Here is a 12996-nt window from a genome sequence, read left to right as displayed (position 1 = left end):
ACGTTGGATAAGGTTAGACTTTGATCAGGCGGTCACTTGCACATCCTCAGATGATTCTTCGGAAGCCACACCCACCGTTTTGCCAGGCTCCGTATCCTTGACGAACCCACTGGTCTGGAAGAACCAGGCACTGGCCAATGATTCAACTGCTTCCTCCAGATCCTCTGAATATTTGTTCAGGCGTGAGCGCAGGTAATGGTAGATCACCAGCGTGGGGATCGCGATCACCAAACCCATAGCCGTCGTAATGAGAGCCTTTCCAATCGAGTCCGCCAAGACAATGGAGGCCTCAGAACTATCTTCGATCAAAGCAAACTTGGCGAAGGCTTCAATCATCCCAATCATGGTCCCCAACAGACCCAGGAGCGGAGCAAGCGAGGCAATAATTCCAATAGGAGCTAGCTTCCGCCGATGTTTATCAATTTCACGGGCTCCGATATCTGCGGCGCCAGCCATGTAGAGCTCCGGGTCATTCCCGCGGTGGTTCACCACATAGGTCATCACCTTGGATAAAACGGACGGTGACGCAGCACAGCGGTCCCGAACTTCATCAAAATAATGGTCGCGACCCAGCGGCTTGATTTCATCGATCAACTTTCGGGAAACAATCAGGTTTCCTCGTAAATTGAGCAAGCGCTCAATGGTAAAACCAACCGCAGCTACAGCGAGGACGATCAAGGCGATACCCGTGAGTCCACCTTTCTGGAGTTCTTCCATCCAGTTAATTTCAATGCTAATCGGCGCATCTGTCTGGGCTGATGCTTGGAGGACTGTCAGCATCATCACTGAGGCTGACAGGAAAATAGGGTGGTTCTTTATCTTGCGTTTCATGGATCTTATTGGTGTGGGTTGAGGTGATTGCGACCACCGCCCCCCGAGTTGATTTCTGGGGGACGATGCGCATCTTTGTAGATTATAGTTGTATCTGAATAGGTGTTTTACCGTCGTATTCACGGGATTCAATCGTTTTGCCTGCGGCTTTGACGGTCACGTGTTGTTTTTCACCTTTGCGAACCACCTCGATATCGATCGAGGTTCCAAAGGCATCGATATTGCGCAATGACATCTTCGGCCAGCCTTCAGGTAAGCGAGGAAGACAGGTAAAGGAACGCAGACCGGTCGGATGGAAGCCAAACATACCTTCGACAATCAGGCGGATATACAAAGCGCTCTCAGCGGATAGGTGACGCTGGTTCCCTTCCGGATAGGCTTCCACCGGGTAAGGAACATGATCACCTAACAACCTACGTGCCGAGTATTTCTTCAAGTAGTCAATTCCCTTCTCCGTTGCTCCTGCGCAGAAGACACCCCGCAGCCCGTAAAGTGTCGAGCGATCCCAGAACGTTTGATTTCCGGCTTCTGTTGCAAGTCCGTCTTCGGTCCAGAGGCGTTTTGAAAACAAAGCATCAATGGTGCCGTCACGGCGTTCATCAATGCCTACGGTCAGAGGAATACAAATCCACGAACGCAGAAGCTTGTTGCCCTCGAAGTAGCGGTAAGTGTCAAAACCTTCGACCTTACCCCCGAAATAGGACTCAATGGCTATACGCAATTCCTTGGCTTCCCGCTCATACTGGGCAATTTGCTTTTTAGGTTGACCGAGGTCACGTCCAAGTGCCACAGCCGAGACCAAGGCATCATAGTGTAAGCTCGAGGTGCAAAGGTTTGCTTTACCTGCAGGGAAACGTCGCTCCAACTCATCACAATCCGAAGCCACCACACCTCCATCATTCAATTTTCGACGACTATACTCCAGGCACCACTCGATCAAGGGCCAGAGTTTCCGTGCGATGGTTTGGTCACCACGGGCCATAGCGTAACGGGTCGCACCATAAGCGATCATTGCCGCATCACCACGGTCACCGGCACCATTCCAAATATCATCACCTTCGGCAATGATGGATGATGGGATGGGTTCCCAATCATCATTCATGAAACGAGCAAAGTGACGGAATGAGTTTTCAGCCGACTCACGGGCGACATCATCACCTAAATAAGCAAACAAGGGGTTCGCGTATTCAGCCTGGTCATTGGCCCAGATGGCAGCGTAATAACGTCCTCCTCCAGGTGCATGCATCAAGCCTCCTTTGGTTCTGAAAATACTCTCGGCGGCTCGAATCTTGGCAAAGCCAAACGACCGGTTGAGGATTTCATCCGGGCTGACAAATTGGAGTTCGGCATCCAGACCGCTGATGTAAGCCAACCGCTCATTCAGTTCTTTCGCGGAATCAAGCTCAAGTGGCTTTTCAGCCTCACGCCGGGCGGAATGAGTCAGTGAAAATTGCATCGATGCCCCAGGAGCCAGCGATTGATCCTGATCCTTGCTCGACTCGGTTCGGAAAACATAAACACCATCCACCCCCTGGCTGGCTTCGGTTCGTTGCTCTGTCTGGAGAGACTTCAATCGCACACGGACCTTCTTGTTTCCAACATTTTTCAAAGTGCATTGCTCCATCGCCGCAGGCTTTTCCATGCTAGGAAAAATCACCCGGGTAAGCTCGAGGCCGTCGCCCACCCGACTCGTGATCGTCATCACTCCACGGTGGGTGATTGTGCGGGGTTTCTCCACAGCAATCGCTTGCCCATCCACCTCGATTTCAGGAAGCAGAGCTCCTTTGAAATCTCGGGCAAGACTCCCGTGAGTGTCATTGGGAATCGTCCGCAGCATCGGCCACACAATGTGTCGCGTGAGCTTCAAGCTACCATCACGGTTTATTCCATACCTTACGATCACAGCTGTGTAGCGGCCACTCATTTCCACATGGTCCTGGTGCCCTACAGCCAAGGGGTCGTTTGGGATATCCCACTGAATCGATCCATCCTTCTGAATCCCCCAGCGCCGGTCACTCTCGTGTGGCATGGGAGCTTTGCCCTCATACGTGATTTTAGCGTCCGCCCAATCGGCATGGTCGGCAACAATGCCGTCACCGCCGTCATCAATCACCAATGTAAGGAATTTCTTCCCCGTCAAATCCACGTCCACTTCTTTTGCTTCCTTCATTTTCATAACTCCACTGTCAAATAATGTTTCTCCATCCGCAATCACCAGATAGTTTACCGAGGCTGTCGGGTTGACTTCATCATCCAGACCAACCACCGCCTTGAAGCGTGTTACTTTTCCGTCCAAAGCCAACACATAACGGCTTACGGCATGCACCCCCACTCCTCGCTGATAGGTTTTTCCGTTGATCTGGATGGGATTGCCATCCAGCGATGTTCTTGGCTTGGCCTGGCCAAAACCTGAGCTCATGCTCGAAAGATCAAGTTCATCTAACCAGACACCCTTGGATTCACCAAGAACGTTGGATGATAAAGCTAAAGCAAGGCTCATTGCACAAAGTATATTCTTATTCACTTTCATTGTTTTCTCGTATTGGAATGGTATCAAATATGGGTTTCACCCTGATTTTTTCTCCGGTGTTGCTGATAATCACGACCAGGCGTTTACCGGCATACACAGGCCAAAAGGTGGAATAGATCGTCTTTATTTCCTGATCGATCGAAGCCTTCGCCATAATCGCGGCCCCCTTTCCCTTCTGGGCTTTTACATCAAAAATATGAATACTACTTGGCTTGATCAACACCGGCTTGGTTTTGGCACCCACTTGGAACGCAATCGCCCGGTCCGAGGTGTTGATCATCAACCATTGATCAGCCTTGGCCTTGGAAAAATGATCCTTGATCGCCATGAATTTCTCTTTCCCGGAAACCTTCCAAGCCAACAATAAAATCCCCTCCGCGGAATCGGGTATATCCACCTTGAAAGCCTGCTTGTAGTCAAGCCCTCCATTTCCATCTTTCACCTGACGATACAAAACCAAAGGATCCGTCTTATCCACCTGCAGCAGTGCCGACGGCTGAATCGAGGAAAAACTCAATAATTCCGGACCCTCCGCCCCATTCACATAAAGGTCCGGCATTTCCTGTTTATCCAACTGAAGCGTCCGCAACTCGAGAGAATCAGCAAACGTCAGCGAGCTAAGACACGCCAAGATACAGGCAAGCCAGAGGTGAAACAGGAGTATTAACGATCGAGAATAAATCATACCAGATTCAGATTAAATTTCATCGGGGCTTAACCACCGGAACGACAACATACGGAACCGACGACCATACGCACTACTTGGATTCGCCAACTCTTCTAACACACTTAGAGAACTTTCTGAATTCCCTACAGGATCAGGGTAACGTTGCACGACGGCCTCACACCAGGCGCGGGCAAGGATTCGGCCACTTACCGGATCAAGGGATTCACCGTATGCCCTGACGGTAAAACTATCAGACCGAGACTGCATGTAGGGCGACAAGGCTTGTAATAAATCACCCTGCAATAGTTGCCCGGGGAAACCGGCGCCTTGCGTACTATCACCAGTGACGGCAGGGTGTGTGGCATCCTCATCCACAGAAGCATCCAAACCTTCATTGACAGTGGCGTCCAAAGCAGCCTGCAACACGCCCTTCGCTGAAAGCGTCTTATCATCATCGAGCTTCCGATTGACAAATTCACCTAGCGTAAGAAATGGCCCGCGCCGTTTAATTTCTTCAACGATTTTTTCGGCCAAGGCACGCACCTCATCTTGCTCCAAATGACGGAAGCCGATCCAATAATCCTCGTCCGGATCATCCTTGTCAAACCCCTCTCCCATCACAGATTTCACACGAGGGAAGCGAACATGCTCAGGTTTGACAAAACCGCCGATTTCCCCCTTGTCATCCATTTTCTGAACGGGAAGCTTGTATGTCCCGGATAGAAAGGCCTCCCATGCCGCAACCGATGTCGAGTTCACATTGAACATCCCGTCAACTAACAAATGACCGGCATTATGATAAAACGATCCGCTCTGTTTATCCCCCTCGTCTTGCATCGTCGCCTTGTCAAACTGAGATCCGGAGGGAGTGTAAGGAATGAACCTTGGATTGGGTAAAAACTCTTCACCTTTTGCAATCTTTGGAAAATCAATCTCCGGCTCATCCGGAGTGTGGTTATCCTTCACTTGTGGGATCGTAGTGAAGATATAACCGTCCCACAGGATTTCATTGATCAGGTAGGACGCATCATAAAGATTGAAGGACCCCGGGATTTTCCATTCTGGTTTCCCTGGAAAGGTATCACTGGCTTCCACCTTCCATTCATCACCCGGAATCCTGACATTCCGATATGAATTCCCAACAATGTAACTGGGCTCATAACTGAAGCGACCACATCCGGCGTGCTGCAACTGACCCAGAGAAACCAAATCTTCACGGGGTACATCAAAGAGAATGACGGATGACGCGCCATCCTGAGATGAACGGTCCGCCCCCCAATAGGTATGGCCGTGACTATCGGCATCCGTCTCCATCTCGACGAAAGGAACATCAGTGGACTCTCCCTGATGCTTATCCGAATAAGAAGCCAACAAGGGAAGCCCCATATTGTAATCCCACTTGGGGTTATGCCACATGGCCCGAATATTGCCATCGATCAAGGGGCGCAGGGAAGAACCAGGTTCCCGCGTGGTTCTCAAGCCAAATGTCATCGAAACCTTACCATTGATATTGAAGCCATCCGCCGGAAGTCCGGTATCGATCTGCTTTCCAATATGTTGATCCGTACCATCCCGATCAACGAACTGATCCCACGCGAAAGGAGAGAAAAACACCTGGGCCGTCTCCAGGTCATTGCGTAGATGCCCTTCATGATTCACACCATGGATCATCGCCGGCCGATCCAACATAAACGAAACCGTGATGTTACCATTCTTCAAAATCGTCTGACCTGCATCGTCTGGTTTCCCCCAGACATTTTCCATCACCACGGTGGCAACCTCGTCACTAAACTTATCCGTCCCATCCACGGACTCATCAAAGCGCGTATTTTTCCTGAAGCCCACCATCCGGCTTTTCCCCGGAGAAAGAATGATTGATTTACCTGGGACATGAATCTCACGTTTGTCATTCAGCCCATTCACCGACTTATCCGGACGGTCCGTAAAATTGACTTGCGGGTAATTGATCACCCGCGGACCGTCCCGCCCTTGGTCGTGTAAGCCGATCAGTCTCAGGTTGATGTTGTAAGGGTTATAGTGGGACGTCCAGAGCTGCACATGGGTTTCAAACTTACCATCATCCGGATCGGAGTCAGCCTTTCCGTGGTTATGATCCGCATTGACCGGATCCAAGCGGTGTTGCTTATCTATTTTTTCAAGCCAGGCATCTTCACGAAGTAACGACAGCACGGTTGTCAGAGGGCTATGTTTGTATTCACCGGCGTAGACCTCTCTGGCAGGATCGTGCAGCACCGTGTAATCACCATAAGGGTGCCCTTCATGGGTTAGTTTCATGCTGGGGTCCGGAGCCCAACCGTCTGAGGTCTCTTCAAATTGATCATCACCAATATCATGTGGCCCCAAGGCCCCCTCATAAAATGGCTTTTTGATATACGGCTCATTGTTATTATTCATTTTGAGGCCGCTTTTCCCGAAAATCACATGATCCAAGTATTCCACACCGCCTTCCTCACGGATATGTTTTTTCATGTTGTAGTAATCCTTGAACATTTCCCAATGGATATATCCGTTCTTTTGTAAATCCTGGGCCTGTTCCAGCTTCTCCTCATCCATTACCAGATAACGCTCTTTTTCATCCAAGGGAAAAACAGAGGCAAATACAGACTCATTTTCAAATGCGATGGTCAGATCCTTTTTCAATCCGCCTTCCCTCACGTTCGATAACACCCCAAGTGACGAAACCGTGTAATCCATCAATCTTTTCCGGCAAATGTCATCCAAGCCACCTAACAATGGCACTTCAGCTAAAGACAGCATCTTTTGATAGTCGGACGGAGCCACTCCATCCAAACTGTCAAGCCCATCCAAGATAGACAGGTCATAAGCACCCGGAAGCACTCCGGAGGCCAGCAATTCGGGCTCTTCATTTTGTAAAGACTCATGATAAGGCGTCAACTGCGCCTTCATTCCATTGTCATCGACAAAATACGCATAAGCAGAAATCCGCTGCCCCATACCATTGTTTACATACACCCGGCCGGCACGAATCGCTTCACCTCCAGTGTATTGGTCCAGATCGAGACTATGCTCACCCCACATCTCCACAGGATTCTGATCCACAAACGGACTGGGGTCAGAAATATTTTTCGAGGAATCGAGCCCGGAAACCAACCAAGCCACAGCCTCCCCCGTATCAGCCGGATCATTAGGATCGCCTGAGACGATCGGCAAATTTCGATCACTGTGCATCGCACCCACCCACCAAGCTTGGGGAGAACCTGCGGAAACCACATCTGCAATGCGAGGGTCCTTGACCAAGGTTTCGGCCCGGGCACTGATCCTTTGGTCAGGCCCAAGATGCTTCTGCAACTCCCCCAAAGCCACCATCAGAGCCAAGCGGGCGTTCGACTTCGCCTCTTGCACTGCTTTCACACGCTGGGAAGAGCGAACCTCCACCGTACTCAGGCTAAGGAGAGACAACGCCACCAGCACCAACAAAACCATCACCGCAAGCGTCGACACCAACGCAAAGCCACCAGCTTGCCCCTGCAGCAGGGTCAGCCTGGCCATTTTCCTCGGTGATGTCAAAATTGGGTTCATATACTCAAAAAACCGAATCCTCTTCATTTTATGATGATTCAGATTCATCTGCATGAGTAAGGCAATCAAGAGAAAAGAAAGAAGCATTCATCAATTCCCCCCTTGCAACTGCATATGCGTTACTCAATGCAAAATTGGATTAACACGTATACTTCAATACTCCAATAGATATTTCCGAAAAATGACGCTCATTTGCTAAATATACCACCAGAGTTAAGATATTAATCAATAATACCCCCTCCATTGCAAACCAAAAGCAATGACATCGAATAAAAAACACCCCCATTTGTCAAAATGCACAGGCAAAGACATTGACCAAAAACCGGATTCAATAAAACTCAGCAGTATGAAAGCACCCACCCTCCTGGCTATTGGATTCAGCGCATGTTGCTGCCCCCTCTTGACCTTGGCCGACAACAGCCAGACCAAAGAGCTTGAAACAGCCCAAAATAGAAAAGAGGACGCCCTGATCCGCTCCATGCTCAATCAGGACTGGGATAAGCAAAGCTTCTCCTTCCCCAAAATCATTCTGGCCAGCAGCAAGAAAAAAGTCATCCCCATCGATCAAGGGAACCCGACACACACAGCCATCCTCAAAGCCATTCAAGAAGCAACGCAAAGAACCATCCGAGATCTCAATCAAACCCCACTCAAACAGATCAAACGAATCAACGAGGTCTCCCGCTTGGCTGAAGACATCCTGTGCAAACACCTCAATGCTCAAAAATCCCTCCAATGCTGCATCCCCCTCAACAGCCAGGGACACGCCCAACGCAGCGGATACCCCGATCTCTGGATCACCCACACCGGACAGAACGGCAAAACCACCCACATCTATTTGGACCCGAAGCTTTACCAACGTGACAGCGAAACCAGCACACTCCGCACCTTTTACTTCAAACCAAGATCAAGCACCCTCAAAGTACAGCATCATGCTATTCACCTTCTCCTGGGAATCCAACACAATGGAAACCAAGGGAGCTGGCACTTTGAGCATGGGACACTCTGCGACCTGTCCGAACTCAAGGTTCGCTTCAAAGCCGAGTTTCAAGCCTCCAATCGCGACATCTACCGCAAACCCGCAATCATCCAACGATCTGACGACTGAAACGCGGCCATGCTTGACAGCAGGCATCCAAATCCTGAGAATCCATGCATGCCAGCCTCCCACCGCACCAGCGGCTCAACCGCCCGCGACGATTACCTCGAACAAATCCTCCACCTCATCGAGGAAAAAGGCTACGCACGTCCGATTGATATTTCAAAAAAGCTCAACATTTCCCAAGCCAGCGTCACCAATATGCTGCAGCGTCTCGATGCCGAAGGCCTGGTCAAACATGAAAAATACCGGGGAACGATCCTCACGGATAAAGGGCTCAACATCGCCAAAGCCATCATTGACCGACACGAGACCCTGACCCGGTTTTTGCAACTGTTTGAAATCGACACCAACACCATCTATCGCGATGTCGAGGGCATGGAGCACCACATTTCCCGCTCCACCCTGGAAGCTCTCAGAGCGGTCACCGACCACCTTCAGCACCACCCGGAAACCCTGCGCCAGGTTAAGGAAAGGCTCCCGGAGTAAGCCTCTCGCAAAGACGAAAACTCAATCAAGGCGGGATTTTTGCGAAAGATTCCACAGAAGGAGCATACACCATCCAGCTGGTGACCAAACGGATTCCCGGTTAGATCTCTATTGTTCAGCGGAGGTAACGTCGCACTGGATGGGGTGCACGCCCCCCCGCGCTCGACGCCACCCTGCTCACCAACTGGACAGGCCACGATTACCCCGGACACTACCTTCCACTCATCGAGGTGAACCTCAAAAAAGAAATGGTTTGGTCATTCTCGAACACCGAGCTGATCCCTGAACCGATAAGCATTCAGGAACTCTAGCTAATCCCCTTGCCAACAAGGCAAAGCAGGTGTATGGAACTCACCTCGCGCGCCCAACCCGCGCCCCAATTTTTATGCTTAAGTGGACTCTTCAGAAAATCGTCGGCAGTAAAAACCAACGCGAAGTCAAGCGACTTCGCCCGGTCATTGCCAAAATCAACAGCATCGAAGAAGGCTATCAGTCACTTTCCGATGACCAGCTACGTGAAAAAGTCGCCACTTGGCAGAATCACCTGCACCGCTATTTGCCACTCGAAGTTCCCACCGTTCACGAACTTGAGCAGATGGATGAGGAAGCTCTGGCGGCGGCGGCCCAGTCACTGAGCCAACGCATCGAAGCCCTCCGTGACGAATACCCGGGGCTTCCTTCGGTAGACAACAACACCAACTCCATCGAGGAAGCCAAAGCTGCCTTTCGAGAACTCGAGGAAACCAGCTTCCCGCAAGCCCAGTCAAAGTACATCGAATCCATCCTGCCCGAAGCCTACGCAGCTGTCAAAAGTGCCGCCCGCAGGCTCTGCGGTCAGACCATCACCGTCTGTGATCAGCCGATTGCATGGGAAATGGTGCATTTTGATGTCCAGCTCATTGGTGGTATCGCCCTGCACCGCGGTATCATTGCCGAGATGCAAACCGGTGAAGGAAAAACTTTGGTTGCCACGCTGCCCGTCTTCCTCAACGGCCTGACCGGCCTGGGCGTCCACGTGGTCACCGTAAATGATTACCTCGCCCGACGTGACTCCGAATGGATGGGGGCGGTCTTCAAATTCCTCGGCCTGACCGTTGGCTGCATCCAAAACCAGATGCCACCCTTCGAACGCCGCGAGATGTATAACTGCGACGTCACTTACGGCACCAACGCCGAATTTGGATTCGACTACCTGCGCGACAATGGCATGTCTTCTTCTAAAGACGAGCAGGTCCAGCGCGGCCACTACTACGCCATTATTGACGAGGTTGACTCGATTTTGATCGATGAAGCCCGGACGCCCCTGATTATTTCCGGCCCGTCCACCGTTTCCAACATCGAACAATACGGCCGCTACAAGCCTCTGATCGAACAGCTCGTCAAACGCCAGAACCACCTCTGCAACGAACTGTCCGAAGAAGCGAAAAAAGCCTTGGACGACAAAGATGAAGTAGCTGCCGGACGGGCACTGTTCAAAATTAAACTCGGCAACCCACGGAACCGCCAACTGATGCGCTTCATGGAAGACCCGGACACCCGCCGACTGATCGAAAAAACCGAACTTTCGATGTATCAGGACGCCCAAAAGCGTGATCTGTTTGCCATCAAAGAGGAGCTCTACTACACCATCGACGAAAAAGCCCACGATGCCGACCTCATGGAAATGGGTCGCGAGTTTCTCTCCCCGGATGACGCCGAAGCCTTCGTGCTGCCCGACCTCGGAACCGCCTATGCCGAAATCGATGCCGACCCGGACCTCAGCACCGACGATCGAGCCGAGAAAAAAGATGCCCTGCAAGCCCGCCTCGATACCCAGGGCGAAAAAATGCACTCGATTTCGCAGCTACTCAAAGCCTATTGCCTCTACGAAAAAGACGTCGAATACGTTATCGCCGAAAACAAGGTGATCATCGTCGATGAAAACACCGGCCGGGAAATGCCAGGACGTCGCTGGTCCGACGGACTTCACCAAGCGGTTGAAGCCAAAGAGGGGGTTCACGTGGAAGAGGAAACCCAAACCTACGCCACCATCACCATCCAGAACTACTTCCGCCTCTACAGCAAACTGGCCGGTATGACCGGAACCGCTGAAACCGAAGCTGCAGAATTTCACGACATCTACAAACTCGACGTCCTTCCGATCCCGACCAACGTGCCCAATATCCGGATCGACCACAATGACCAGGTATTCAAAACCCGGCGTGAGAAATACAATGCGGTGGTCTCAAAAATCCAGGAAGCCCACGACCGAGGTCAGCCGGTGCTCGTCGGAACCGCCTCCGTGGAGGCCTCGGAACTGGTGGGCAAGATGCTCAAACGGGCTAAAATTCCCTGCAACATCCTCAACGCCAAGTACCACCGTCAGGAAGCCGAGATCGTTGCCAATGCCGGACAAAAAGGAGCCGTCACCGTTTCAACCAACATGGCCGGCCGGGGAACCGACATCAAACTGGCTCCCGGAGTCGCCGAAGCGGGTGGATTGTTTGTTATCGGCACCGAGCGCTACGAATCGCGCCGGATCGACCGTCAGCTGCGAGGACGCTGTTCTCGCCAGGGAGACCCGGGAATGAGCCAATTCTTCATTTCCTTCGAAGACGACTTAATGCGCAACTTTGCCGCCGCCGACCGCATGACCAACATGATGGAACGCTTCGGCATGGAAGACGGTGAAGCCCTGGAACACAAATGGCTGAACCGCTCTGTGGAAACCGCCCAGAAACGCGTCGAACAACGCAACTACACCTGGCGGAAACGCGTTCTCGACTTCGACGATGTGATGAACAAACAACGTGAAGTTGTCTACGGCTATCGCAATGAAGTCATCAACAGTGAGAACCCACGCGAGCTCATCTACGAAGTCATCGAGCGGGCCATTCCGGCTTCCGTCCACGCCTACATGGAAGACCGTGACGAAGGAGCTCCGGATTACGCAGAGCTTCTCAACTGGGCAAACACCACCTTCCCGCTTCAACTCAGCATCGAAGAAAGCGGCTTCCAGGATCGCAATGCCGAGGACAACTCCGAGTTCCTCGTCGGCAAAGTCAAAGATGCCTACGAACTCAAGATGCAACACGAGGAGGCCGAGCTGCGTGACATGCTCGAGCGCCACATCATCCTCACCGGCATCGACAAGCTGTGGCAAGAGCACCTCTACAACATGGATGCTCTCCGCGAGGGTGTCCATCTCCGAGCCCAAGGTCAAAAAGACCCGCTCGTGGAATACAAAAACGAGGCATATTCCCTCTTCGAAACCCTGATGAGCAACATCGAGGGCGAAACCCTCAGCAACCTGTTCCGGTCCACCACCAACCTCGAACAATTCGAAAACTTCATGCGCAGCCTGCCGCAGGAATTGTCCAGCGACGCAACCGCCGGAGAACCCATCACCAATGCCAACGTCGCCCAAACCGGCAACCAACAGCAACTGGCCATGACCCCGGTTCCCGACGGACAGCAAATCAAAATCAACCTGCCGAAACGACGCCCGACCGTGAAAATCAACCGCAACGACGACTGTCCATGCGGGTCCGGTAAAAAGTTCAAAAAGTGCTGCGGCCGGGAAGCCTAACCCCGGGACACAGTTCTGACAAAACATCCAAGCCCAAGGCGTCCAAAAGCCTTGGGCTTTTTTGTGCACCCGCCTTGATGCGCTTCAGACTATTCATACCAAGTAGTAAAACAGACGGGACGATAGCCGAGATGAATGAGTTCTTTGGTAAGGCACGACGAAGGAATGGTGCGGGCACCATGACTAAGGAGAAACAAAGCCAAAGGAGTCATTCATCCGGAACTCTCATGGATCACGCAGTGCTTTTCCAA

7 protein-coding genes are annotated in these 12996 nt (G+C 51.6%); 3 read left to right on the top strand and 4 right to left on the bottom strand.

The window, feature by feature from the left end:
- Nucleotides 1–24: 24 nt before the first annotated feature.
- From HW115_RS13680 to HW115_RS13665, 4 genes are all read right to left on the bottom strand, one after another.
- On the bottom strand, nucleotides 25–831 hold the full coding sequence (locus HW115_RS13680; protein ID WP_178933468.1) for a MotA/TolQ/ExbB proton channel family protein: 807 nt from the start codon (nucleotides 829–831) through the stop codon (nucleotides 25–27).
- An 82-nt stretch (nucleotides 832–913) separates the two neighbouring features.
- Nucleotides 914–3331, bottom strand: a complete 2418-nt coding sequence (locus HW115_RS13675) for an NPCBM/NEW2 domain-containing protein (protein ID WP_227021524.1) — start codon at nucleotides 3329–3331, stop codon at nucleotides 914–916.
- A gap of 16 nt (nucleotides 3332–3347) precedes the next feature.
- Nucleotides 3348–3992 (bottom strand): hypothetical protein, encoded by a 645-nt coding sequence (locus HW115_RS13670; RefSeq protein ID WP_178933466.1) that lies wholly within the window; start codon nucleotides 3990–3992, stop codon nucleotides 3348–3350.
- A gap of 66 nt (nucleotides 3993–4058) precedes the next feature.
- Nucleotides 4059–7559 (bottom strand): hypothetical protein, encoded by a 3501-nt coding sequence (locus tag HW115_RS13665; RefSeq protein ID WP_178933465.1) that lies wholly within the window; start codon nucleotides 7557–7559, stop codon nucleotides 4059–4061.
- Between the two features lie 376 nt (nucleotides 7560–7935).
- On the opposite strand from HW115_RS13665, the gene HW115_RS13660 reads away from it, so the two are divergent.
- The 3 genes from HW115_RS13660 to secA all read left to right on the top strand — a co-directional run bounded on the left by HW115_RS13660 (nucleotide 7936) and on the right by secA (nucleotide 12745).
- Nucleotides 7936–8697, top strand: a complete 762-nt coding sequence (locus tag HW115_RS13660; RefSeq protein ID WP_178933464.1) for a hypothetical protein — start codon at nucleotides 7936–7938, stop codon at nucleotides 8695–8697.
- A 48-nt stretch (nucleotides 8698–8745) separates the two neighbouring features.
- Nucleotides 8746–9177 carry a transcriptional regulator MntR gene (gene mntR / locus HW115_RS13655; protein ID WP_178933463.1) on the top strand — a complete coding sequence of 144 codons (432 nt, stop codon included), beginning with the start codon at nucleotides 8746–8748 and terminating at the stop codon, nucleotides 9175–9177.
- 385 nt (nucleotides 9178–9562) lie between these two features.
- Nucleotides 9563–12745 (top strand): preprotein translocase subunit SecA, encoded by a 3183-nt coding sequence (gene secA / locus HW115_RS13650; protein WP_178933462.1) that lies wholly within the window; start codon nucleotides 9563–9565, stop codon nucleotides 12743–12745.
- The last annotated feature ends 251 nt before the right edge of the window (nucleotides 12746–12996 follow it).

The organism is Oceaniferula marina (genome assembly GCF_013391475.1).
Taxonomy (GTDB): domain Bacteria; phylum Verrucomicrobiota; class Verrucomicrobiia; order Verrucomicrobiales; family Akkermansiaceae; genus Oceaniferula; species Oceaniferula marina.
Note: the sequence above shows the minus strand (reverse complement) of the source record. Positions and strands in the feature narration are given on the sequence as shown.